This window comes from Fibrobacter sp. UWB5, assembly GCF_002210295.1.
GTDB lineage: Bacteria > Fibrobacterota > Fibrobacteria > Fibrobacterales > Fibrobacteraceae > Fibrobacter.
In genome coordinates this window covers 102,335-127,269 of the sequence record NZ_MWQH01000008.1, presented here as the reverse complement: position 1 = coordinate 127,269, position 24,935 = coordinate 102,335, and the positions used below count along the sequence as shown (strand labels likewise).

Here is a 24,935-nt window from a genome sequence, read left to right as displayed (position 1 = left end):
GTCAAATTATGACATCGGCAAATTTCTTTTTTGAGAGGACAACGAGCCCGCTATTCAATTACCGTAGCAGTGACCTTGGCATGTCCGACTTTATCGAGGCCCAGTTTTTTGCCGGCGGCAGCGCTCAAATCGATAATGCGGTCGCGCACAAAGGGGCCGCGGTCATTTACGCGCACCTCGACAGAAGCTCCCGTGTCGTCGCGAACCACACGCAACTTGGTGCCAAAAGGCAAGGTCTTGTGGGCGCAGGTCATAGCGTTCTGATTGAAAATTTCACCGCTGGCAGTCTTCTTGCCATCGAATCCAGGCCCGTAATAGCTCGCCTGGCCCTTCATGACCTTTCCGATTGGAGCGGTCTTTTTGCCCTTTTTACCCTTTTGAGGAGTTTGAGTGTCTTCGGGGAACCTTTCGTAACCTTGACGGGAAGCGATCTTTGCATTTCCATCGGCGCAGCTAGACAAAAGCACTGCCACAAACATCGCCAGCACCACAAAAACGATGCGCCTATTCAAAATCATACATGCTGTTGTACGTGTTTTCAAGGATTTCATCTTCCTGACTCTTGACTTCGGCCTGCTTTTCTTCGGGAGCCTTGTTCAATTCTTCGTAATACTGCGCAGACAGCTTGTTCACATGCGTTTCGCTGCTCTTGACTCGCTTGCGCAGGCGTTCCAGATCCTGGTCGGTAATCGTGAGGCGCGTGTTCATCTTTTTCGCAGCTTCCTTGCCCCAAGGAGTCTGACCATACTTGTCGCGAAGGAGCTTGTAAGTGAGCATGGTGCTGTCGATACGTTCCGGATTCATCTGGAAGTAAATCGCCTTCATGTAAAGCGCCTGAATGCCGGCCTGCGTTTCGGGATATTCCTGATACAAGCTGTCGAAACGCGTAAACGCACGGGCATAAGCGGAATCCACCTGATCCATCTTATCCAAAGGCATTTCGGCAGCGATTGTCCAAAGGCTTTCGGCTTCCATGTACTTTTCTTTCGCCAAATCTTCGCGGGTCTTTAAAGTCACGCGCATACCCAAGTTCACCTGGGCCTGCTTTGCATATTCCGTTTCCGGGTACTTCTCGATAATCTGCCTGTAGATTTCTTCGGCAGAATCGGGATCATGCATGTATTCGTCGTAAATGAAGGCCTTGGCGTACAATGCGCGCAGGGACTTCGCACTGTCGCCCGATTCAATCACAGCATCCAAGCGAGTCATCGCACTGTCGACTTCATCCAGCTTGAACAGGAAAAGCTCTGCAATCAGGAATTCCGACTTGAAGAAGTTATCCACGTTCGGAATCGAATCCTTGCGTTCCTTGTCGTTCTGGTTACGCATGGCAATCAAGCGCTTTAAAGCATCGCGGCGTTCGCGGGCTTCCTGGCCCCACTTACTAATCGTGCGAGAAATAAAGCTACTATCGTAATAGACAACGGCCTTGTCGTAATCAATCGTCTTGTGCTGTTCGTAGTCGCCCAGGCAGAAATAACTGCGCGATGCAAACTCGGAACGCGGGTATTCCGTATTCACCTTCTGCAAAATGATAATCGCATCCGGATAACGGCCGCCCAACATGGTCAATTCGCCAATGCGAACCAGGTATTCCGGCTGCTTGGACTCGTTTTCGGGATTCTTGTACAGTTCCTTGTATTCGTCGGCGGCCTTCAGGTATTCCTTACGGTAAGCAAGGCATTCTGCAGCCTGTTCCCCCGCCGTCTGCTGTTCGCGCGCGTTCAGTTCCTTGATTTCCTTGGCGGTATAATGTTCGCGAGCCTTGTCCCAATTTTCTTTCTTGAAATACAGGCCAGCAAGTCTAAAGTGCGCCTTGCCACGCATAAAGGGCGTACCCGCCGTATCGGCCAGCACCGCTTCCAAAGAAGCAATCGCCTGGTCCGGGAATTCGGCCTGTTCATCCAGAAGGGAAAGAAGGTTCAATCCCTGGAAATAATACGGGTGGTCCTTGGAGGCGATCACCGGTTCCAAGGCAAAACGGCTAATGTTGAATTCATGGTTGCGGTAAAGGCAATAGGCACGCTGGTATTCCACCGCCTTCATGGAATCATGGTCGGCAAAATAGCGTTCAAATTCGTCGTACTTGGTAATGGCCTTGCCCCATTCGTGCTTGTGGCGGAAAGCTTCACCGATCAGGAACACGGCCTCGGCGGTCCGTTTCTTGTTCTTGGGGAAACGTTCCAGCACGCGGGAGCCTTTTTCGATAATCCTGTCGTATTTCTGGCGTTCTTCAGAACCGGGCAGGGAATTTTCGCTATCCGGAATACTGTCGAGTCGGGCGGCACGCATTTCGGCAGCCTGCTCATCCAGGCGTTCCGCATTGAACATGTGGTTCAGGTAGGCACAGCAAGTACACCCCTCGAACACGAGGGCGACAATAGCTAATGCCAAAAAACGGAACATCATGGTGTAAAGATACAAAAATGCAGGCTAAAAAAAATGTGAGATGTGCGATGTGTGATGAGTGATGTAAAATTATTCATTACACACTCCACATTTCACATCACTCATTAACGTTCTTCGCTAGAATTCATTCAGATACTTGGTGTAATCGCACAGTTTGAGGCCCGGCGGGAGTGCGGACTTGTCAAAGCGGACCATGCGGACTTCGGCCGGTTTACCCACCACGCGGGCAAGCATTTCGAAGTTATCCTGAGTTTCCCACACGGCGGCATCGATAATCAGGCCATCGCCGCAATCGGTTTCACCCGTGCTGTTGCCAATGCCGGAAATTCTGGAATTCTGTTTCAGGAGTCTCGTGTAGATTTCAGGAGCGATTCCGAAATGGTTCGAACTAGACGAAGAATCGTAAACGACCACGTGGACTTCGCGGAAATGATTCAGGGAATCAAAGACAACCGTGTAAGTGTGCATGTAGGGAGCGATAAAGAACGATTCCTGCCATACGTTCTTTGCCACGGGCCTGAAGTTTCCAATCGAGTATTTCTTGAAGAATTCCTTGGGGGTTGCACCGTAGCGCACCACATAGTGGCCAAGCATCGTCGAGAAATCATGAACGGCAGACGGAGCCATCGTTTCGCGCAGGCTGTCCACGGCTCGGTTCAAGTTCGCGGTCAAGCCATCGTTCTTGTTAATGGGAGCGGGCCTCGTAATGTTCGATTCCTGAATGCGCTGCTGAATGTCGGGGTATTCCGGATCGATCTTCTGGATTTCCTGGAACTGCTTGCGGGCAAGGTCAAACTGGCGGCCCTTCAAATAAGCGCGGCCGAGAGCTTCCTTGAGCGGCAAGTTTTCGGGATATTTGTCGACCATGGGTTCCAAAATATCGAGGGCAGTCTGAGCACGGTCTTGCGGAGAGAGCACCACGCCGTTACCCGGCCCCGGAGGAGACTTTTCTCCCAATGTAGAGACCGCTTCGCGTGCCGGAGCGTAATCGGGCATAAAGGCCAGAATGCGCTGGTAAATCTTTTCGGCGGCATCGAAATGGCCCTGGTATTCGTCCATGTAACCCTGCAACAGCAAAAGCTTCACGTTGACCGGGTACTGCGAAAGGGCGTATTCCACAACGGCAGCGCAACTGTCCAGCTGACCGCTACGGTGGTAAAGTTCGGCAAGATTTTCGTAGGCGGCAGGCACATCGCCACCCGAAAGGCTCACCACCGTCTTGAATTCGTTGGCAGCCTGCAAGAAACGTCCGTTATCCATCAGGAGCTTGCCGTACCAAAGGCGAGTCTGGTACAAGGCGGGAGCACGTTCAGAAGCCACGCGGGCCAGTTCCAACGCAGCAGAGGCGTTACCGGCCTGGTAAATCTTGCGGCTTTCGACATAGGTGGCCACGCCAGAGCCCGGCAAACGGGCTTGCAGTTTTCCAATCAAAAGGGAAAGGCGGTCCTGCTGATTTTCCGTAAGCGAGCCCATTTCAAACAAAGTATTAATTTGTCCAAGGAGGGCCGGCAAAAGGTCCGGGTAAAGAACAATTACGCCGTCATAAATATCGTAGGCAGCCTGGTAAGAGCCCGAACGGGCAAGCTCCGTCGCACGGCGAAGTTCGGTCTGCACCTGCACCGGCACCTTGGCAACGTCGGCCGTCAAGTCCGGGGTGTCACCGCGAGCAACGGTCGAACCGGCCGGAAGACCATAAGGAATCCCGCCTACCGAAATTTTACTGGGGCCATAAATATCATAAACGCGAAATCCCACAAATGCAAGCAGGACTCCGCAACAAAGCGTCAAAAACAAGTATGCAGCCCTGCGGGCTGCCGAAGACGAATACGCCATTACTTTTCCAAGAAATCAGCCAGTTTTTCTTTATGTTCCTTGCTCTTCTGCAAACGACGCAAGGTTTTGTTCTTGATCTGGCGCACGCGTTCGCGGCTCAGTTTCAAATCTTCACCGATATCCTTGAGCGTCGTATCTTCAACCGTATCAAGACCATAGAACATGCGAAGGATTTCTTCTTCGCGCTGCGGCAGGGCGGACAAGGTTTCCTGGATGAGTTTCTTGCGTTCATCCTTTTCCATGTCTTCGTCCTGGTTACCGTCGGATCCCAAGACATCCATAAGCGTACTGACCGTGTCACCGCTACCGCCGACATTCGTGCTGTCGCCAATGGGGGCATCCAGCGAAATGTCCACGATTTTTTCCATGACCTCGACAATGTCCTTTTCGAACGGTGCGAATTCGTCCATGGCTATGGTACGATCGTAGTCACCGTCGTTCTGCATCAAGGCCCGTTTAAAGCGGTTCACCAAGGCAAGCTTGTTGGGCGGAATTCGGACCGCGCCCACCTGTTCAAACAGGGCTTTCTGGATAGACTGGCGAATCCACCAGACCGCGTAAGAAATAAACTTGACATCCTTTCCCATATCAAAGCGTTTTGCCGCCTTGAATAACCCGATATTTCCTTCGTTAATCAAATCAAGCAGGGAAAGTCCACGCCCCTGGTACTTTCTTGCGACACTCACCACAAAACGGAGGTTACCCCGAATCAGGCGCTGCAAGGCCGACTTGCGGATTTCTTCCGCCTGGTCGCTCTTGATAATCGCAAGAAGAGCCTCTTCCTCCTGAGGACTCAGGGTCGGAAACCTGTTGAGGTCCCTAAAATAAAGCGCTTCGTTTGCATCACTCATAGAAATACATACCTTCAATTCTTCATAGGAAATTTCCTTGAAGACTATCCAAATATGTCTTTTTACTTTGTTTTCGTCAAGTTATATAACTTTTCGTAAGGGTAAATTCCCGAATTGTGGCCATCGCTAAAGGTAAGGCCTGCGGCATAGCGGCCAATCGACTGCACTTTGACAAGCGTAATATCTTGAGGCACGGTCGATTCGTCCAAAAGTTTTTCGCCTGTATGTTCATCGACACACAAAGCACACGGACACGCCAGTCTCAAATCGCGAATGGCGCATGCACCGCGGCTGCCATCGTTCCATTCAAATCCGAGACGGCCATCCTTTGTCCTAAATACTTTCTTGGGCTGGATCATACATCCTCCTCGGGGAGTTCTGCAAATTCATAGTTGAACGTCTTGAGTACGCCGTCGCCTTCGGTCTTGAATACCGAGAGCGTGCGCACCATGGCATCGGCAGCCTGCATAAACGCCTTGGCCGATTCGGAATTGGGGTAACGGAGCACAGCAGGAGTTCCCTGGTCGCCACAATCGGCAACGGCGGGTTCGAGCGGGACCTTCGCAATGACCGGCACGCCCCAACTTTTGGCAATGCGGTCTCCACCGCCTTCGCGGAAGATATGATGGTGCTTGCCGCATTCATCACAAATAAAGTAGCTCATGTTCTCGACGACGCCCACCACCGGAACGCCCACGGAATCGAACATGGCAAGACCCTTGCGGCAGTCGGCAAGAGCCACCTCTTGCGGTGTCGTCACCACGACGGCACCGGCCATCGGGCAATTTTGCGTCAAGGTCAGCTGAATGTCACCCGTTCCAGGAGGAAAGTCTACCAACAGGTAGTCAAGCTTGCCCCAACGCACATGATGGATAAAATGCTGTATCATCTGCGATACCATCGGGCCACGCCAGATGGTCGCCTTGTCGCTATCGGCGAACATGCACATAGACACAATGCTAATGCCGCCCTTTGCTTCGACCGGGGCGATCGTATTGTCTTCAAAAACTTCGGGAGCGCGGTCAATACCGAACATGAGACCCATACTCGGGCCGTAAATGTCGGCATCCAGAATGCCCACTCGGGCACCCGAGAGGCTCAACGCCATAGCGAGGTTTGCGGTCACGGTGGACTTGCCCACGCCACCCTTGCCGCTTGCGACCGCCACCACATGGGCGACATCGCCGATGTACGAAACTTTGGGAGCCTGCGCCGCCGTATTGGAGCTATCCACACGGCCTTGGGCGGTAAACGTCACATTCACTTCGCTTGCGCCAAGAGACTTCACGATCGTAATGCACTGATCCTTGAACTTGTCGCGGATTGGGCATGCCGGCGTTGTAAGCCTAAGATCAAAGCTCACCTTGTCGCCATCAATCTTAAGATTCTGGACGAAGTTCAATTCGACAATATTCTTGTGCAGGTCCGGATCTTGAACCGCCTGCAAAGCCGTCATAATAGTCTGTTCATTCAACTGCATTACGTTTTCTCCATCGAGAATTTAGGCATGCGGAGCAGGTGCGTCATGCAAGGCGGCCATTCTTCTTCGTAATGGCTAACCAAAATGATTGTCGTTTCTTTCGAAAGCAACTGCAACAAGTTAAAAATCTTTTCGCGGTATTCGCCCTTGAGGCCCTGAGTCGGTTCATCAAGCAAAAGCACCTTGGGCGGGCGGATAGCGGCACGCGCCATGAGCACCACGCGCTTGTCGATTGGCGACAGGTCACGGTAGCGCGCATCCACGTCTTCAAAGCCCAAATAGTTGAGCCATTCCTTGGCCTTTGCGCGTTCTTCCCAAGTGGTATTGTCGGCCTTGCAAAGGTTTGCGGTAAAGCCCGTGCACAAGACTTCGGACAAGCTAAGGTCTTCGCGGTACTGGAGTGCGAGTTCCGGCGAGAAGAATCCGAGTTTCGCCTTGTGGTCCCAAATGTTCAGGCCATGGCCCGGGCGTTCGCCCAAAAGGGTAATGTCATTGTTGTAAATCTGCGGATGGTCGGCTGTAAGCATACCGAGCAGCGTACTCTTGCCGGCACCATTTTCGCCCATGACCGCCCAATGTTCGCCCTTGCGAACCGTCCAGTTCAGATTCTTGAGCACATCAGTTTCGCCAAAACGAACATTCACGTTCTTGAGTTCGAAAAGGATTTCCGGGTCCGAAGTATCGGGCGTGCCGAGATTCACGATCTCGTAATCCTTGAGTTCTTTCTTGGAATACTTGGGAGCCGCGATTTCTTGCGGAAGTTCGCCTGCATACGGAGCAAAAGTCTTGTTGGCGTAAACGAACGCCGGAATTTCGGGTAGAAGTTCATCTTCGCGGGCAAGGCGCACCGCCACCTTCAAGCCATCGCGTTTTGAAAGCTGAACCACGCTGGCAGCCAAGTGCCTACGATATTCAGGATCGAGGCCTCCGAACAAATCGTTAAAGTAAACCCACTCGGGCTTTTCCATCCACATGCGCGCAAGCAACACGCGGCGCAGTTCCCCGTTCGAAAGGCTCAGCAACTTGCGGTCGAGAATTTCCTCGGAAAGGTCGGCAATCTTCAAGGCCTCGCCCAGCTTGTCGGGGTCGGTTTCGGGCCACGCCATATCGTCGATATAGCGGTCGGTCTGCAAAAAGAATTTCTTTTTCAAGAGCAAGTGACGCACCAACGGGGCTTCTTCGTCGTGCAGGCTAATAAAGCGCTGCTGAAAGAACGGTGCGAGCGCATGCTGAATCTTACGCTGCATTGCCTCCGACATGGTGGAGACATTTTCTTGCTGATTCAAAAAATGGGTAATGACCCTGTCAAGATCTTCGCCCTCGGTGCTGAAAATCTGCACCTGCGGGAACATCTCGATTAAGGCCTCAAAACGCTTGAATTCCATGCGCCCAAATTTAGAAAATATGGTCACTTTATAAAAAAGAAAAATCCCCTGCCGCTTTGCAGTAGGGGATTTTTTGGATGTGTTATAGGAAGCTTTAGAATTTGCTGAAGAAATCCCAAGTGGCCTGCGGAACCCAGGACTTTTGCTGGCCGGGATCCTTGTGGTCCCAGATGTGGCCGCCATTCTGCGTACACCAGCGAACCGGGAATCGTTCTTCAACCGTGGTATAGTCGTAGCACACGTGCGGACCGCTGCCGCCATATTCCTGAGCCTTTTCATTCTTGGCCTTGCCGCCTTCGGAGTTGAGCGTCAAGATGATATCGCGAGCGGCGCGACCCATCTGCGGAGTGCAAAGGTTGTCCTGCAGGCCGAGCACACCCATCCAACCCACGCCCTTATTCTGACGCTGCGGGAGCCAGATGTTACGTTCGGCGGTTTCATACACGGCTACAGCACGAAGCACATCCTGGTGGTTCCAAGAGAGACCGTTGCTGAACATGGAGCCGTAGCTAAAGCCTGTAGAGAACACGCGGCTAGAGTCAATGCAGAGATTGCCTTCCAAATCGGCCAAAAGTTCATCGAAGAGCAGGTAGTCATCCTGACCCCACGGGGCCTGGTTTCCGTTACCTTCAGGAGCGACAAAGATTGCCGTCTTCTGGGTATCAAGCGGTTTCAAACCATAGTAGCCTTCTTGCTGCACACCACCGGCCCAGCCGCCCATGCAGTGCATGCCGAATATGAGCTTGTACGGTTTCTTGTTGTCGTAATTGTCAGGAATGTCGATACGGATGGTGCGTTTGCCCTTGCTCCACTGGAATTCGTAGCTGCCGGACTTGACGCGACTCCAAGTCTTGCCGCAACCACGCGTGGGCACCGGATCGTTCTTGAGGCCCCAACCGTAAGCATACTGCGGTTCAGCCTTCGGTTTCTTGACCGTAAGAGCAAGATTCGTGTCAAGGTTATTCAAAATCACCGAGAGGGTGTCGAAACCATCGGCAATGACCTTGAGCGTTTCGTTGGTCGTCAGCCTTGCAAGAGCCGCCTTTTTGCCGTTAGCGAAAGAGGCTCCGTAATTACCGTTCGAAGTGAAGCGGATGCTGCGCTGAGCCGAGCCGATTTTCACGTTCGCATAGTAAGCCCCCTGGGCCTTGACGCATGCCTGCAAGTCGAGGCTGCCCGAGCCATAAAGGGTCTCGCTCATCAAGCGGTTACCCATCATGTCGAAGATTTGGACCTGTACGGGTTCGCTGGAACGTTGAGAAAACGAAAGCACGCCGTTATTGACGCTGATATAGCCCGGCAACACGCGATCATTCATGATAGACATACCGTCTTCATGGAATTTAAATTCGCCCTTGTCGTCGGTCTTGGTGGAAAGGCCATTTTTGACCAGTAAAACAGATGCACCGCTTACCGCGCCGCCCTGTTCGTCACTCACTTTGCCCGTAAGCGTAAAGGCACTAGCCGATACAGCCATTGCGCAAGCGAGAGCCAGAGATTCCCAAACACTCTTTTTCATAGTAGCTCCTTATATTGCTTTTATGGAAAATAAATTCAAAAGGGAGCCATTGTTCACGCCGAAAGGCAATTGGTTTGGACAAAATATCCAAAAGGGGTTTAGGAATCTTTACAGAAAATGCGTTTTATGGCCATTTTAGGCCAATTAGAACAATGAAAGCGTCGGAATATACTATTTTATTACGCAAATAACATCTAGTTTGGAGAAAATATGAAAAAGCTTTGGACGCTCATTGCAAGCACCATGTTGGTCGCTTCCGTCGCATTTGCCCAAGACGACTTTGACCCTGAATATACCGATCAGGCTGAAGAACAGGTCGCCGAACAGCCCGAAGAACAAGCTGAAGAGCAACCCGCCGAACAGGAACAGGTTGCTGAACCTGTAGAAGAAAAGGCTAACGTAGCAGAAGAACCTGCTCCGGCCCCCGCTCCGGCTCCGTACCAGGCCAGCGCTCAGGAAAACACCCAGGAAAGCGCCCAGAACGACGAATACGCTCCGGCAAATACGAACAATACGCCCTTCTTCGGCTTCGGTCTGAGGTTCGCCTTCAATTACGGCAGAATGTTCGGCTTCAAGGAAGACCTCGACAACGATAGCGACATCGACGGAACTCCGTCGGGCATCGGTTTTGACGGCGGCCTCATGTTCCGCATCCAGATGATCCCGAACCTGTACTTCACCCCCGAAGTCAACATCGCCCACATTACCACCGAACACGAATTCATGCGCCACAAGCGCAAATACTCTACTACGGACTTGGAACTTCCCTTGCTGATGCGCGGCGTCATTGCCAACAGGTTCTATGTGACCGGCGGTGCCCAGTTCAACTTTACTTTGAGCAGCGAAGCCAAGATTGACGCTGTCGAAAACGCCACCTTGAACATCTCGGTCAAAAGCAACGAAAAGGTTGAACAGGCAACATTCGGATTCGGCATTGTAGCCGGTGCAGGCGTCAACATTGTCGCAGGTCTGTTCTTCGACTTCCGCTTCTACATGGGCATCACGGAACTCTACCCCGACGTGAAGACCTTGGACGACCTGGAATTCGCTACGGGTGATTACTCCTTGGTTGATATGTCTGGCGCAAGAATGATGAAGTTCAAGGTCGGTCTCAGCTACTGGATTATCTAATTGAAACTCCTTTCGAACCTGACTTTCAAGGAATGTGCCCCTGTAGTGACTGCAGAGGCCATGCGCTTCTTGGATGGCGACACCAAGAGGAGCCGCGTTTCTAGCGCCGGATTTCCACCGTTTTGGGAACCTCAGACCGATATTGACGCAGAATTCGTAGATGGATTCGCTACCGCCATCGATGCCGGATACGGCTTGATGAAATTGGCCGGTCAGAAGCTCTTTGAAAAAACGATTGCCATGCTCGGCGAAAGCCGCGAAGGTAAATCGGTCGCCGTATTTGTCGGCGGCGGAAACAACGGCGGCGACGGCCTCGTTCTTTCCAAATTGCTGATTGAAGCAGGCATTCCCTGTACCGTCTATTCGCTCGCCAAGGCCGAAACCTTCAAGAACGAAGCGGCCATGGCGTACCAGGATTTCTCGGAAAGCGGCGGAAAGCTCATTGTCATTAATGACCTCCCCGTACATGAACCGAAATTCGCTCTTGCCGTGGACTGCATGCTCGGCAACGGAGCCTCGGGCGAACTGCGCCCGGCCTTTGCTCGAGTCGTCATCAACTTGAACGAATGGAACATTCCGATTCTTGCAGCAGACGCCCCTACCGGTTTTGATTCTTCGGAACACCGCTGCGGCGAAAACTGCATTCAAGCCACCGAGACGCTCGTCTTCGGGCTCCCCCGCTTGGATGCCTACACCAACGAAGGCGCTCGCGTTTTCGGCAAGACGACGGTCGAACCGCTCGACTACCCCGAAAACCTGATTGACAAAGTCCTGTCGGGCGTATTCCTCGCCACCGAAGACATGATTCCGGCATTGCTCCCCGACCGCGATGAATTTGGCGACAAGCGTAGCCAAGGTACAGCCATGGTGATTGCAGGTTCCGGCAATATGACCGGGGCAGCCGCCCTTTGTACCAAGGCTGTTTTAAGAAGCGGCGCAGGCCTTGTCACGACCGCGACGCCGAAGGCTTTGCTCCCGGCACTGCAATCCAAGCTTGACGAGCCCGTATTCTACGGAATCGGCGACAGGACCACCGACAAGCTTTCGATTATGCACTTGATGCAGTTGCAGGATATCGCGACGCACCAGAACGCCATTGCCATCGGTCCCGGACTTGGAACCGACACCGAAACGCAAGATGCAGTCCGCATGTTCTTGACCGGATTGCAGATTCCCGTGGTTGTCGACGCCGACGCCATTAACGCCTGCGGCTCGGCATATTTCTGCATGGAAGGCGGCCCCGCGAATGCGATTATCACGCCGCACAAGCGCGAATGGGAACGCAACTTCGGTCCGCTTCCGGCAAACGAAAGTTTCTATCCGGAATACCTGCAGCAGTTTGCAACGCAGTTCAAGATTACAATCGTGCTGAAGGGTTGCCCCACTTACGTGGCCATTCCCGACGGACGCGTGTACGTGATTCCGGCCCGCAATTCCGGACTTGCCAAGGGCGGCGCAGGCGATGTGCTTACCGGCATTATCACCGCACTACTCGCACAGGGTTTGCCCACCGCAGAAGCAGCCGTACTCGGCGTGCTCTTGCACCAGAAAGCAGGCCGTTTGACCCGCGAAAAAATGGGAGCATTTGGCATGCTCCCGACTGATGTCATTGAAATGTTGCCCGCAGCCTTTGGCTGCTAAGACTACTAATGTCATGCCGCACTTGATGCGGCATCTCCTTTTCTACTAAAGTAGTTCAGAAACCAGCTTGTCAAGCGCAGCTTCGGATTCGGCGCTGAGCGTAGACTTCACCGTCACCACGGTTTCGGCGAGCGTCAAGTTCTTGAGCGTGGCGAGGATTTCGGTCATCTTCTTGGCAGCCATCGGAGCCCAGGTGCCGTTTTCCATGACACCCACCTTGCGGTTGGAATAGTTCTTTGCCTTCAGGTGGTTGAGGAAATCTTCCATGACCGGGAAGAGGCCCGCATCATAAGTAGGAGCGGCCACCACCATGCGGTCGTAGCGGAAGGCGTCTTCAATGACTTCGGCCATGTCGCTGCGGGCAAGGTCAGAAACAACGACCTTCTCGACACCGGCAGCTTTGAGTTTTTCGCCGAGTACTTCCGCGGCCTTCTTGGTTCCACCATAGATCGAGGCGAATGCCACAAGCACGCCCTTGTCTTCGGGAGCGTAGCTGCTCCAGGTGTTGTACTTGTCGATGTAGTAGCCAAGGTTTTCGGTGAGCACCGGGCCATGCAGCGGGCAAATCGTCTTGATGTCAAGCGTCGCCGCCTTCTTGAGCACTGCCTGCACCTGGTTGCCGTACTTGCCCACAATGTTGAAGTAGTAGCGGCGGGCTTCGCACGCCCAGTCATCCGGGTCGGCATCGTACACGCCGAACTTGCCGAACGCATCGGCCGCGAACAGTACCTTTTCGCTCTGCTCGTAGCTGAACAGCACTTCGGGCCAGTGCACCATCGGCGCTCCGATGAACTGCAAAGTGTGCGCACCGAGCGAAAGCGTATCGCCTTCCTTCACAGTCTGCTTCTTGACCGATTCGGGGAGCGCCATGAACTGCGGCAAGAGTGCGAAAGCCTTCGCCGAAGAAACGAGCGTTGTTTCCGGGTACTTCGCGACAAAATCAGCAATGCCGCCAGCATGGTCCGGTTCCAAGTGGTGAATCACCAAGTAATCCGGCTTGCGGCCAGCGAGAGCCGCTTCCAGATTAGCAAGCCATTCATTCACCTTGTGTGCATCGACCGTATCGGTTACGGCAATCTTTTCGTCTACAATCACATAGGAATTGTACGCCATGCCCTCGGGCACCACGTACTGGCCTTCGAACAAATCGATGTCGCGATCATCGACACCGATGTACTTGATATTTTCGCTAAAATTCTTCATAGAGACTCCTTAATTTCGCAAAGAATTTAACAATTTCTTTGGAAATGATTTTTAATCTTCCAAGAAATACTGCACGTTCGTTACGACGCGCACTTTCTTGATGTACGGCGTATTTTCGTCGCGGTCTTCGATGGAGAACACGCCCTGCGTTGCCGTCTTGATTTTGCCGAGTTTGCTATCGGAATCCTTCGCAAACTTTTCGGCGGCACTTCTTGCATTCTTAGTAGCCTCGTCAATCATGGCGGGCTTGATTTCGTTGAGACCATTAAAGCTATAGACGGTGCGGTACTGGTAATCGCTACCGCTAAAAGCGATTCCATGCTTCAGGAGTTCGCCCTGTTTTTCCATGGCCTTACGGACAAGTTCCACATTGTTCGTGGCCACCGTTGCCACAACCGTCGCGACATAACGATAAGCATGTTTGCCACCGCTGTACAATTCGCCATCGGCATCGACAATGGCCGGGGTCGAGTAAGTGATATTTTCTTTTTTCACGCCGTTTTCGAGCAGGAACTTTTCAAGTATCTGCGACTTGGACTGTAACGTCGCCGAAAGTTCGGCTAGATCGTTGCCCACCTCTTTGTACACAATCGGCCAAATCACGAAATCAGCCGAAACTTCGCGTTCGGCAAGTCCGCGTACAAACACCACGCGGTCGCGGTCTTTAACGTCAATTTGGGCGCGATAGAAAAATGCACCCAGGCACAAAATGGCAAACGCCAGAATGAGAGCCTCTTTAACTCTTGATTGCATATCCAACTCCTTTTTTACATAAATCCAATATACAAATTTTCTACATTCAAAGTATGCCTGAAAAGACCTTACTTTTGCTCGACTCTTACGCGCTTGCGTTCCGCATGTTTTACGCCTATTCGCAGAACCCGCTGAAAAACAGCCAGGGCGAAGAGGTTTCGATGATGCACGGCTACTGGGGCGCAGTACTCCGCATTCTTGCAAAGCACAAGCCGACGCATTTCGCCATTGCACGCGACGTGGCGCACACCAAGACATTCAGGCACGAACTTTACCCCGACTACAAGGCCAATCGCGGGCCCATGCCCGAAGAAATGGCGGCACAGATGCCGCTCCTTGGCGAAAGTTTGGAAGCAAGCGGAATCCCGCTCTTATCGGAACCGGGTTACGAAGCGGACGACGTGATGGCAAGTACCGCCATGGCTGCGGTCGAAGCGGGCTTTGACCATGTGGTGATTTTAAGTAAAGACAAGGATATGTCGCAGATTGTAACCGACAAGATCCATCTTTTCCACCTGACCAAAGGCGCCGACGGCATTGACTTTGGCCCGGAACAGGTGCTCGAAAAATACGGTCTTCCGCCCGAAAAAATCCGCGACTACCTGGCGCTCATGGGTGACGCCAGCGACAACGTCCCCGGTGTTCCGAAAGTAGGCCCCAAAACCGCTATCCAGTTGCTGAACGATTTCGGCGACATGGACAACCTTTACGCAAACTTGGATAAAGTGACCAAGAAGGGTTTGCATGACAATTTGGAAAACAATCGCGAAAAAGCATTCCTCAGCCGCGAACTGGTGACACTCCAGACGAAGAGAGCCTTTAGCGGAAACCTTGACACGCTGGAATATAACGGACTGCACGTGGATACCTTGGCGCAGATGTTCAAGGATCACGAAATCAACAGTCTGCTCCGCCTTTTGGAAGGCATTCCCAGCAAGACGGGCTTTGTGCGCGAAAGTGACGGCACCGGAAGCGCCGATGGAGCGAACGGTGACGCCGTAGTAAGTGCAGATTTCCCGGTCGATGTTCTGCCGACATACATTTGCGTTGACACCGATGAAATCTTCGAGCAGATGAAGGCCGAATTTGCCGCCGCAAGCACTGTAGGCATCGACACCGAAACCGACGGCCTGGACCCGATGCAATGTAACCTCGTAGGACTTTGCCTTTCGGCAGACCCCGCCAAGGGCTACTACATTCCGCTGGGACATTCCGACGAAATCGGATTCCCGTTGCCGACAGGCCCCAAGGGCAATTACGACTTGAACAAGGTCAAGGCATGGTTCAGCGAATTTATCGCCGACAATTCTCGCGAACTCGTTTTCCATAACGCGAAATTTGACTTGCATGTGCTGGCACGCACCTTCAAGATTCCGCAGAGCGCCATCGATAACGCAAACCTCATCGACACGCTGATTGCGGCTTGGATGCTTTCGCCGGGACAGTCGGGCCTTGGCCTCGACAACCAGGTGATGCAACGCCTGCAGCACGAAATGATTCCCATCGAGAACTTGATTGGTCGCGGCAAGAACCAGATTACCTTCAACCGCGTAAACATCAAGGACGCGACAGAATACGGCGCCGAAGACGCGGTCTACACGCTTCGCCTGTGGGAACCGCTCCGCCGCGAACTTGAAAAGCTCGATTACGTGAAGTATTTCTTCGAACAAGAAATGCCGCTCTTGAAGGTACTTTTCCAGATGGAATCCGTGGGAGTGGCGATTGATGTTCCTTCCCTCAAGACGCTAGAGCAGGAACTTCAGCGCCGCATCGAAAACTTGGAAAAAGAAATCTGCGACATGGCTGGTTTCGAATTCAACATCGGCTCGCCCAAACAACTCGGCGAAGTCCTTTTCGATACGCTCGGACTCCCTGAAATCAAGAAGCGCAGTACCGACGCCGTCGTTCTCGAAGAACTCAGTTTCAAGGCTCCGCACCCGATCGTTTTCGCCGTCATTGAATACCGCGAACTCAAGAAAATGCAGAGCACTTACATCACGGTGCTCCCGACGCTGGTGAACCCGGATACAAAGCGCATCCACACGAGCTTTATCCAGTGGGGCACTGCAACGGGTCGCCTCTCTAGCCGCGATCCGAACCTGCAGAACATTCCCGTTCGTAGCGATCTCGGCAAAAAAATCCGCGCCGCATTCGTGCCACAGAGCAAGGATAACGTCATTCTTGCGGTGGACTACTCGCAGATCGAGCTCCGCATGCTTGCGCACCTCAGTGGCGATGAAGCTCTCATCGAAAGCTACAAGGAAGGCATCGACATTCACGCCCGCACCGCCGCCGCAATTTACGGCGTGGGTCTCGACGAAGTCAACAGCGACATGCGCCGCGACGCCAAGGTGGTGAATTTCGGCGTGCTCTACGGCATGACCGCCTTCCGCTTAAGCCGCGATCTGAAAATTCCGATGTCACAGGCAAAGGATTTTATCACCGGCTACTTCGACATGTACAAAGGCGTGCAGCAATACATCGAAGACATCAAGGCGGCCGCCCACCGCGACGGTTACGTGGAAACGCTTTCGGGCCGCCGCCGCTATATCGCAGGCATCGATAGCAGCGACCGCATGGAATCACAAATGGCCGAGCGCATGGCCGTGAATACTCCCGTCCAAGGCTCTGCAGCCGACCTCATCAAGATTGCAATGATCCGCATCCAGAAGCGAATCAACGAAGAGCATTTGCCGCTCAAGATGATGCTGCAGGTGCACGACGAACTCGTATTCGAATGCCCCCGCGACCAGGTGGAACCCATGTCGCAAATGGTCAAGGCTGAAATGGAAGGCGCCATGCAGCTCAAGGTTCCGCTCGTTGCAAGCGTCGGCTTCGGCGAGAACTGGCTCGAAGCGCATTAAGTAACCAAATCTTTTCGTACGTTGTAAGCCGTTCAATAGTTTTTGAACGGCCTTACACATTATATGATATGTTTCAATTTTTTCGGTATAGATTAAGGGCGAATTTTGAAAAAGGACCGAAAATGAAGCATATTCTTGCCAAAACCGCCCTCTTTGCCCTCGCAGGAACCCTTTCTGCGACCGCAGCGACGCTCCCCACCGCCAAGGAAGTCCAAGCCAAAATGGGCATGGGTTTCAATGTCGGCAACTCCATGGAAGTGCCGAACAACCCCACGGCTTGGGGCAACCCCTACCCGACTCAGGCTTTGCTCGATTCCGTGAAGGCGGCAGGATTCAACACGGTCCGAATTCCCTGCGCTTGGGACAGCCACACCAGTGGCGGCAAGGTCACCGAAACCTGGCTTGACTCCGTGAAAACGGTGGTCGACTACGCCATGCGCGCAGGCCTCTACACGATTTTGAACATTCACCACGAAGGTGAAGGCGGCTGGTTCCAGAGCAACATCGGTACAAGCGTTGACCAGACGATCGATAACAAGATGAAGACTTACTGGACGCAGATTGCAAACAAGTTCAAGAACTACAACGAACGCTTGCTATTTGCAGGCGCCAACGAACCCGGTCCTAATGTGAATACGTGGACATCGCAGCATGTGTCCACCCTTATGCACTACTACCAGACTTTTATTGACGCGGTGCGTGCTACAGGCGGAAACAACGAAACCCGCACCTTGATTATTCAGGGCTTGAACACCGACATCGACAAGTCTGTCGCAAACGCTCCGGTGAGCACCTTCCCGAAGGACAAGGTCGAAGGCCGCTTGATGTTCGAAGTGCATTACTACGATCCGTACCAGTACACGCTCATGACGAGCCAGCAGGACTGGGGCGCAAGCGAACCCATTCTGCCGCAGTACTACTACGGTGACTATACCAAGGCCAGCGAACCCAAACGCAACGCCGGTTACAACGCCTGGGCAGGCTCCGTAGATTCCAAGCTCGGAAGCATTGTGCACCCACAAGAACAATTCGCCAAGATGAAGACGAACTACGTGGACAAGGGCTACCCGGTCATCGTAGGTGAATTCGGCGCCAACGTCCGCAGCCCGGAATTGAGCGGTAATGACCTGAACACCCATAAGCAGGGCCGCGTGCAATGGCACAAAGACGTGGTTTCTGCCGCCAAGCAGTACGGCCTCACCCCGATTCTCTGGGACATGGGCAACGAAAGCAACAGCACCTACGACAACATGGCCTACATTCGCCGTCAGTCTTCCCCGATGGGCAAGGTGCTCGAAGTCGACGTGATCAACGCCATGCGTAGCGTGTACAGCCTCGGCAACTACAACAACACCGGCGTCACCCATGTCGAAGACTTTATTACCGGCGGCAACAGCGAACCAGCATCTAGCTCTAGCGTTGTTGCCTCTAGCTCTAGCGAAGTCGCTTCCAGTTCCAGCGAAGCCGTTTCTAGTTCGAGCGCCCCCACGACGACAATCATCGCCGGCCTGAATTCTACGGTGCAGTTCACCCGCAACGGCAGCATGCTTTATTCCAACAAGCCCATCCGCCTGTTCGACATCAACGGAAACCAGATTCGCTCGGCCAAAAAGAGCGCCGGACGCGCCGAACTTTCGCTCGCAGGACTCCATCAGGGCGTATACCTGGCCAAGAGCGCCAACAAGACGTTGCTTGTTGATGTGAAATAAAAACCTCTACACCAAACAAATCTTTCCTCATTAACAGAAATTGCCGATTTTAGCTAAAAATCGGCAATTTTCATTTTTAAACGTAACTGCAAGTTTACATTTGTTGAGAAATCTGCACCGCAAATTTTCAACACTAGCAGTATTTTATTTACATGCGTCTTGGCAGAATTTAATTTCAAGCAAGGAACAACCCCAGTTTGGGATGAATACTGGGTTTCAACGGGGGCAACCCCAAAAGGAGCATAAAATGAAGCTTTACGGACTTTTCGGCATCGCCTGCGGAATGACACTCTTCGCAAGCACCGCAGCGTTCGCTCTCCCCAAGGCGACCGAGATCTACCCCGACATGGGTCTCGGCTACAACATCGGCAACACCATGGAAGTGCCCAAGAACCCGACGCTCTGGGGCAATCCATTCCCGGATGCCGCTTATGTGAAGGCCATCAAAGACGCCGGCTTCAATACCGTCCGTATTCCTTGCGCCTGGAACAGCCATGCCTCTAACGGCACCATTAACGCAGGCTGGCTCGACTCCGTAAAGACTGTTGTCGACCTCGTGATTGGCAACGGCATGTACGCCATTTTGAACAGCCACTGGGACGAAGGTTGGCTCGAAGACCACGTTTTTGACGGCAAGGGCTTCGACAAGACCGGCGAAGTGACTGTTTCTGCAGCCGAGATCGCCGCCAAGCAGGAAAGCTACTGGAAGCAGATTGCAACCAAGTTCGCCGAATACGACGAACACCTGATTTTTGCATCTGCCAACGAACCGGGCGTGAACGACCCGTGGAACGGCGGTTCCGACAATGGTCAGTGGGCATTCGACGAAGCCCGCATGCAGGTTCTCAAGAGCTATCATGAAGCATGCCTTAAGGCAGTGCGTTCTACCGGCGGAAACAACGCCACCCGTATCGTGGTCGTGCAGTCTCCGCGTACCGAAATTGACAAGTCTCCGTTGCTCGCGTCCATGTACCCGACTGACCCGGCAGGCGAAGGCTACACCATGGCCGAAGTCCACTTCTACCCGTATCAGTTCTCCTTGATGACCAGCGGTGACGAAGACTGGGGCAAGATGTTCTACTACTGGGAAGACCAGACTCCGGGTAACGATGCCGCACACACCTGTTCCGGCTCCGCCCTCGGTTCCAAAAAATCGATCGATGAATTGTTCAGCGGACTCAAGAGCCGTTTCTACGACAAGGGCATTCCTGTTGTGATCGGTGAAATGGGTGCCGTCAAGCGTCTCGGAGTCCTCACCGGCGATAACCTGAAGGTTCACCTGAAGGCACGCGCCGCATGGTACGGCTACACGGTCGCCGCAGCTAAGAAGAATGGCCTCGTTCCTTGCGTGTGGGATACCGGCGACGAAGGCGACGGCAACTTCACCATTATTCGCCGCCAGGTGAACAAGTTCGGCGGCAACGTGGGCGACATTACCGACGTTGAAACTTTGAACGCCATGCGTGAAGCTTATGGACAGGCATCTCTCCCGGGCAACAGCATTGATTCTATCGTTACCCAGAACCCGGACATTCCCGAAACCGCAGCTGGCAAGGGCGTCCAGGTGACTTACCAAACTGTAACTTCTGACTCTAGCGAAGTGGGAACATTGCGCATCAACCTTCAGGGTTCCAAGAAAGATCTTTCCAAGTATGTGGGTATTGAAGTTCGCTTGAAGGGCGAAGTTGCTACTGCAGGCCCCTGCTCTGGCGCAAGCGATGGTTGCGGCGAATACGGCTGGACCTCCATGGACCTCTTCATGATGACGGGTGAAAGCTGGGCTTGGTTCGACGCCTCTGTTGTGGAACAGGCCGACAAGGACCTCGACGCAGACGCATTCCAGACAATCCAAGTTAAGTGGGAAGACTTCCGCTCTGAACCGACCGGTCTCAACTCTGCAAACGCCATCGGTCTGAACCTCTATGGCACGCAGGTCACCGGCACCATTACCTTTGACTACATCAAGGGCATCAAGGCCGACGGTTCCACCGAAATCATTGACGACTTTGACAAGAAACCGCAGCTCGAAGGCACCGCAAGCGGCAAGGTTGTCGCCCTCAACGGCACTGAAGCCATCAAGACCGCAACTGTCGCAGCAGCAAGCAAGATGCTCGTGAACGTGCAGCCCGGCATGGTGAGCGCCCACTTTGTTGCAGCAAAGACTGCTCCGGCAAAGGCCACGCTCATGAACAGCCTCGGTCAGGTGATTGCCCAGCAGAACTTTACTGCCAACAAGGGAATGAACACAGTTGAACTTTCTAGCAACTACCGCGGTCCGGCAATGCTCATGGTTCGCCAGGGCAGCCAGCGCTACATGCAGAAGGTGATTCTGAAGTAAAACGAATCTGGTGTGGATCCCGGCAGGTTGGAGTGTCTCGCCGGGAGCTGCTTGGAAAAGCAGCGAAATCCGGTCCTACATGGGGCCGGATTTTTTTGCAACTAAAAACGCGCGGCAGCGCGACTTTAATCAAGATTGAAGATTTCGGTGAGTTGCTTGTCGTCCATGTTCGCAAGCCAGGTTTCGCCGGCGTTCACGGTCATGTCGGCGACAGCCTTCTTGGCCTGCAACAGGGCGTCGATTTTTTCTTCGAAGGTGCCCTTGGTAATAAAGCGGTGCACTTGCACGTTCTTGGTTTGCCCGATACGGAAGGCGCGGTCGGTTGCCTGCGCCTCAATCGCCGGATTCCACCACAAGTCGTAATGAATCACCTGCGAGGCCGCAGTCAGATTCAGGCCGGTTCCAGCCGCCTTCAGCGACAAGATTAGCACCTTGACTTCCGGATCTTCCTGGAACTTGCGGACCATTTCGTTACGCTGGTTCTGCGTGCAGCCGCCGTGATAGAAATCCGCCTTAATCGACAGCTCGCGGTCGAGCGTTTCTTGAAGGAATTCGCCCATTTCGCGGAACTGCGTAAAGATGATTGTCTTTTCGCCGGATTCTTCGATGGACTTGAGCAAATCGAGCAACATGCCAAGCTTGCCGGAATCTTCGACGCGGGCCTCCCCCGCCTTCAAATACGTGCGCGGGTGGTTGCAAATCTGCTTGAGCGCGAGAATCATCTGCAGAATCAAGCCCTTGCGCTTGAAGAGATTGTGACCACCGGAACCTTCGCCGGCATCCAGAGAATCGCCTGCGGCAGCCGCAAGCACATCATCATTAATGTCAAGCGAGGCGCCCTCGGCCAAAAGTTCCAACTGCTTCATGAATTCGTCGAGCGTACGCTTGTACAAGGCTGCCTGCGTGCGCGTGAGTTCGGCGTATTCATTCTGCTGGATTTTGTCGGGCAAGTCACTAATGATAGACTTATCCGTCTTCATGCGGCGCAGCATAAAGGGCGCCGTAATCTTCTTGAAATGCTCGGCCACTGCCTGGTTCGCGTTCTTCTGGATTGGCGTTTCGAACTTATCGCGGAACTCGTTTGCCGAGGGCAAAAAGCCGCGGTTGCAAAAGTCCATAATCGTCCAGAATTCCATAAGGCGATTTTCGACCGGCGTACCGCTCATGGCAATCTTCATGGGCGCACGGAATGCGCGAATGCGGCGACTCTGTTCGCTGTCGGCATTCTTGATATTCTGCGCTTCGTCAATCACCACCACTTGCCAATTCAGCTTTTCCAGCTTCTTAAAGTCGAGGCGGCATGTCGAGTAGGTTGTAATCAGCAAATCGGCATCGAACTTTTCAAGTTTGCGGTTGGCGCCATGGTAGGCAAACACGGTCAGCGCGGGCGCGAACTTCTTGATTTCCATCTGCCAGTTCAGCAAAAGGCCCGCCGGCACCACCACAAGCGCGCGGTTCTCGGCAAGGCGCCCTTCTTGCTTTAGTTTGAGCAAGAAAGCAATCACCTGCAATGTTTTGCCCAAGCCCATGTCGTCGGCCAGAATGCAGCCAAAACCCATTTGCAGGTTCTTGTACATCCAGGAATAGCCGCGTTCCTGATACGGGCGGAGTGTCGCGTTCAAATCTTCGGGCAACGAGCAGTTTGTCTCGCTGCGCCAGGCGTCAAATTGGTCCTTCAGGCCATCGGTCATGTCCACCGTAATGTCATCGCATTTGCCGGTAAGGCATGCCTGCACCAGCTTGGCGGTAGACGGAATAAACTGTTCTGCAGCCTCGGCCGATTCCGCATTCTCGGCGCCATCGATGACTTCGACATCGTCAGAATCATCTGCTTTCTGCTTTTTCGCCTTCTCTTTTTCGCGTTCGTCCAAGCGCTGCTGCAACAAATCCAAGTCATCTTTATTGAATTCGATATAGCGATCCTTGAACTTGAGCAAGCCTTCGGCATCGCGGGCAAGCTTCAGGAATTCTTCAGCCGAAATTTTGTCTTCGCCGAGAGCCACTTCCCAGTCAAAGTCCAACAAGTCGCCTGCGGTAAACGCGCCGATTCCAAGGCTACCCTTCAACTTCATCTGGGTCTTCGGGCGAGTACGTTCCAAAAGCGAGCGCGGAATTTCGGTCACGATTCCAAAGACTTCGGACTTCTTGACCGTGTAATTCACGAATTCCTTGAGTTCGGCACCATGCATTACCACAGGCTCTGTCGCATGGTTTTCAAGGTAGGCCTTCATGGGCTTAAAGATTTCGGCCATGCAGTTCAGCACATTCAAGAGCGACAAGAGCCTCGGATCGCTATCGCGGAACAGCTGCGCAAGCGGCACGCGGCCCGAAGCATCTTCAATAAAGACATTCAACGCAATTTCTTTGCCAAGCTCCGAGCAGACAAATACAATCTTGTGGTTGAATTCTAGCGAATTGTAGACCGAGAACCACGCCTGAATCTTGGACGGAATCTTGAGGCCGTTGGCAGCAAGCTTGCCCGACTTGCAATCGAAAAAGAATCCGAGCAAGTTTTCGTGCGGACCCTTCTTGTAACTTTGGGCGGTGCGGGCAAAACGCAATAGCTTACCGATAAAAATCGAAAGAATATGCTCGGCCGCCGCATCCAGATCCTCACGAGATTTTTCTTCGCGAGAATTTTCTTCACGCGACCCATCGCGTACCGTAAAAGCAAAATCATCGGGCACGGACTTTTCGAGTTCAGCCACAATCGCAAGCACATCGGGCAGCATTTCCGCAGGCAGCCAGCGCACCTGCGCGGTCACGTTATTCAGCCAGAATACCTGCGGGTAAATCGCCCCGCAGCGCACCAGGTAATATGCCACCTGCAAAAGCTGGTGCAAAAAGCGGACCGTCACATGGTTATGCCAAACGCAATCCTGGTTCAGGCGGCAAAGGGCGCCCATCACGTTTTCAACCGAAAGCGCAGAGGCCACCACGGTATCTTCAACCATCTGGTCAAAAGTCCACTGCCAGGGGCGAGCGTGAATCAGTTGCAAGCGTTCCTGTTCCATCAAGAAGGTTCGGGCATGGTAAATGCCAAAATCCTGCGCAAACTGGCCAAAATTTTCGAAGTGGTTGTAGAATTCCCGGCAGCGAGCCAGTTCGTCGACAAAGCTCTTCTTAAAGTTCCCCGCCGGGCAAAAATCCGGGAAGTTCTTGAGCATGGCCGGCAACACATGCGAATAGTCGCGCCATTCCTCGAACTTGAACATGGGCACGCGCGGGGCCGCGCTGCGGTTATTCACCGGCAAAATTCGCACCAAAGTCGATTCACGCGGCACATCCGATTCTACCGGTTCTTCGGGCTTGTAATCCTTGAGGTAGGCAATATCAAGCCCATGCAGCCTGAACAACAAAAACGGATCGGCAGACGCCATTTCGGCCAACTTCAGGCACACGCAAATCACGTAACGGCAAGGCAAGGCGTCCTTGCAGTCGCAATTCATGTTCACCTGGTCAAAGCCTTCGAACAACGAAAGCCCACATTTCGACAGAATCAATTCTATGGACGGATTGAGGGCGCCATTCGAAAGCGCCATGAGCTCGACCGGTTGCTGCTTTAAAAGCCCCACGAAGGCTTCGCCCCGTTCCTTGTCGAACTTGGGGAACACGAGGTACACATTGTGCAAGCCCCCATTCGGGCCCTTGACCTCGGCCATGACGCGGTTATCGTTCACCGTAAAAGGCTGAACCTGCCCGCGCCCCACGTACTTGAAGGCGTAATCGATATCGCGTTCAGAAGCACCCGCAAGCAAGCGGTCTAGCCACTGCTTGCTCCACCAGGTACTTCCATAAACACCATATTCCATAGTCGCC

16 protein-coding genes are annotated in these 24,935 nt (G+C 53.2%); 5 read left to right on the top strand and 11 right to left on the bottom strand.

Annotated features, from left to right (window positions below; translation table 11 throughout):
* Positions 1–50 precede the first annotated feature (50 nt).
* The 8 genes from B7989_RS11565 to B7989_RS11530 all read right to left on the bottom strand — a co-directional run bounded on the left by B7989_RS11565 (position 51) and on the right by B7989_RS11530 (position 9,477).
* The gene (locus B7989_RS11565) at positions 51–518 is read right to left on the bottom strand and encodes a septal ring lytic transglycosylase RlpA family protein (protein ID WP_233144397.1); all 468 of its coding nucleotides are present in this window, start codon (positions 516–518) and stop codon (positions 51–53) included.
* A complete protein-coding gene (locus B7989_RS11560; protein ID WP_233144396.1) occupies positions 505–2,409 on the bottom strand; it encodes a tetratricopeptide repeat protein in 1,905 nt (634 codons plus the stop codon). Before B7989_RS11560 ends, B7989_RS11565 begins: the two co-directional genes overlap by 14 nt.
* Before the next feature lie 117 nt (positions 2,410–2,526).
* On the bottom strand, positions 2,527–4,242 hold the full coding sequence (locus B7989_RS11555; protein WP_088628638.1) for a lipopolysaccharide assembly protein LapB: 1,716 nt from the start codon (positions 4,240–4,242) through the stop codon (positions 2,527–2,529).
* Positions 4,242–5,093, bottom strand: coding sequence for an RNA polymerase sigma factor RpoD/SigA (locus tag B7989_RS11550; protein ID WP_088628637.1), 852 nt, complete (start codon positions 5,091–5,093; stop codon positions 4,242–4,244). Before B7989_RS11550 ends, B7989_RS11555 begins: the two co-directional genes overlap by 1 nt.
* Before the next feature lie 62 nt (positions 5,094–5,155).
* The gene (locus B7989_RS11545) at positions 5,156–5,452 is read right to left on the bottom strand and encodes a DUF971 domain-containing protein (protein WP_088628636.1); all 297 of its coding nucleotides are present in this window, start codon (positions 5,450–5,452) and stop codon (positions 5,156–5,158) included.
* Positions 5,449–6,573, bottom strand: a complete 1,125-nt coding sequence (locus tag B7989_RS11540) for an Mrp/NBP35 family ATP-binding protein (RefSeq protein ID WP_088628635.1) — start codon at positions 6,571–6,573, stop codon at positions 5,449–5,451. The genes B7989_RS11545 and B7989_RS11540 overlap by 4 nt, the downstream gene beginning before the upstream one ends.
* Positions 6,573–7,958, bottom strand: coding sequence for an ATP-binding cassette domain-containing protein (locus tag B7989_RS11535; RefSeq protein ID WP_088628634.1), 1,386 nt, complete (start codon positions 7,956–7,958; stop codon positions 6,573–6,575). The genes B7989_RS11540 and B7989_RS11535 overlap by 1 nt, the downstream gene beginning before the upstream one ends.
* Positions 7,959–8,052: 94 nt before the next feature.
* Positions 8,053–9,477, bottom strand: coding sequence for an esterase (locus B7989_RS11530; RefSeq protein WP_088628633.1), 1,425 nt, complete (start codon positions 9,475–9,477; stop codon positions 8,053–8,055).
* Between the two features lie 210 nt (positions 9,478–9,687).
* On the opposite strand from B7989_RS11530, the gene B7989_RS11525 reads away from it, so the two are divergent.
* A complete protein-coding gene (locus tag B7989_RS11525) occupies positions 9,688–10,608 on the top strand; it encodes a porin family protein (protein WP_088628632.1) in 921 nt (306 codons plus the stop codon).
* A complete protein-coding gene (locus B7989_RS11520; RefSeq protein WP_088628631.1) occupies positions 10,609–12,249 on the top strand; it encodes an NAD(P)H-hydrate dehydratase in 1,641 nt (546 codons plus the stop codon).
* A gap of 45 nt (positions 12,250–12,294) precedes the next feature.
* On the opposite strand, the gene B7989_RS11515 is transcribed toward B7989_RS11520, so the two are convergent.
* Together B7989_RS11515 and B7989_RS11510 are read right to left on the bottom strand one after the other, a co-directional pair.
* Entirely contained in the window at positions 12,295–13,452 is a 1,158-nt protein-coding gene (locus B7989_RS11515; RefSeq protein ID WP_088628630.1) for an FprA family A-type flavoprotein, read from the bottom strand.
* 51 nt (positions 13,453–13,503) lie between these two features.
* Positions 13,504–14,205, bottom strand: coding sequence for an SIMPL domain-containing protein (locus tag B7989_RS11510; RefSeq protein ID WP_088628629.1), 702 nt, complete (start codon positions 14,203–14,205; stop codon positions 13,504–13,506).
* 53 nt (positions 14,206–14,258) lie between these two features.
* Between B7989_RS11510 and polA the strand changes: the two genes are divergently transcribed.
* From polA to B7989_RS11495, 3 genes are all read left to right on the top strand, one after another.
* Positions 14,259–17,069: a DNA polymerase I gene (gene polA, locus B7989_RS11505; RefSeq protein WP_088628628.1), complete on the top strand. Its 2,811-nt coding sequence runs from the start codon at positions 14,259–14,261 to the stop codon at positions 17,067–17,069.
* Positions 17,070–17,191: 122 nt separating this feature from the next.
* Positions 17,192–18,778, top strand: a complete 1,587-nt coding sequence (locus tag B7989_RS11500; protein WP_088628627.1) for a glycoside hydrolase family 5 protein — start codon at positions 17,192–17,194, stop codon at positions 18,776–18,778.
* A 247-nt stretch (positions 18,779–19,025) separates the two neighbouring features.
* Positions 19,026–21,116 (top strand): glycoside hydrolase family 5 protein, encoded by a 2,091-nt coding sequence (locus B7989_RS11495; protein ID WP_088628626.1) that lies wholly within the window; start codon positions 19,026–19,028, stop codon positions 21,114–21,116.
* A gap of 125 nt (positions 21,117–21,241) precedes the next feature.
* Here B7989_RS11495 and B7989_RS11490 read toward each other — a convergent pair whose 3' ends face one another.
* Positions 21,242–24,928 (bottom strand): SNF2-related protein, encoded by a 3,687-nt coding sequence (locus B7989_RS11490; RefSeq protein WP_088628625.1) that lies wholly within the window; start codon positions 24,926–24,928, stop codon positions 21,242–21,244.
* Between the last annotated feature and the right edge of the window lie 7 nt (positions 24,929–24,935).

Excerpts from the sequence above, each read along its gene's own strand:
- B7989_RS11490 (WP_088628625.1), bottom strand. The coding sequence starts at position 24,928 with ATGGAATATGGTGTTTATGGAAGTACCTGGTGGAGCAAGCAGTGGCTA.
- B7989_RS11565 (WP_233144397.1), bottom strand. The coding sequence starts at position 518 with ATGATTTTGAATAGGCGCATCGTTTTTGTGGTGCTGGCGATGTTTGTG.
- B7989_RS11535 (WP_088628634.1), bottom strand. The coding sequence starts at position 7,958 with ATGGAATTCAAGCGTTTTGAGGCCTTAATCGAGATGTTCCCGCAGGTG.
- B7989_RS11550 (WP_088628637.1), bottom strand. The coding sequence starts at position 5,093 with ATGAGTGATGCAAACGAAGCGCTTTATTTTAGGGACCTCAACAGGTTT.
- B7989_RS11515 (WP_088628630.1), bottom strand. The coding sequence starts at position 13,452 with ATGAAGAATTTTAGCGAAAATATCAAGTACATCGGTGTCGATGATCGC.
- B7989_RS11545 (WP_088628636.1), bottom strand. The coding sequence starts at position 5,452 with ATGATCCAGCCCAAGAAAGTATTTAGGACAAAGGATGGCCGTCTCGGA.
- B7989_RS11495 (WP_088628626.1), top strand. The coding sequence starts at position 19,026 with ATGAAGCTTTACGGACTTTTCGGCATCGCCTGCGGAATGACACTCTTC.
- B7989_RS11555 (WP_088628638.1), bottom strand. The coding sequence starts at position 4,242 with ATGGCGTATTCGTCTTCGGCAGCCCGCAGGGCTGCATACTTGTTTTTG.
- polA (WP_088628628.1), top strand. The coding sequence starts at position 14,259 with ATGCCTGAAAAGACCTTACTTTTGCTCGACTCTTACGCGCTTGCGTTC.
- B7989_RS11530 (WP_088628633.1), bottom strand. The coding sequence starts at position 9,477 with ATGAAAAAGAGTGTTTGGGAATCTCTGGCTCTCGCTTGCGCAATGGCT.
- B7989_RS11510 (WP_088628629.1), bottom strand. The coding sequence starts at position 14,205 with ATGCAATCAAGAGTTAAAGAGGCTCTCATTCTGGCGTTTGCCATTTTG.
- B7989_RS11560 (WP_233144396.1), bottom strand. The coding sequence starts at position 2,409 with ATGATGTTCCGTTTTTTGGCATTAGCTATTGTCGCCCTCGTGTTCGAG.
- B7989_RS11540 (WP_088628635.1), bottom strand. The coding sequence starts at position 6,573 with ATGCAGTTGAATGAACAGACTATTATGACGGCTTTGCAGGCGGTTCAA.
- B7989_RS11525 (WP_088628632.1), top strand. The coding sequence starts at position 9,688 with ATGAAAAAGCTTTGGACGCTCATTGCAAGCACCATGTTGGTCGCTTCC.
- B7989_RS11500 (WP_088628627.1), top strand. The coding sequence starts at position 17,192 with ATGAAGCATATTCTTGCCAAAACCGCCCTCTTTGCCCTCGCAGGAACC.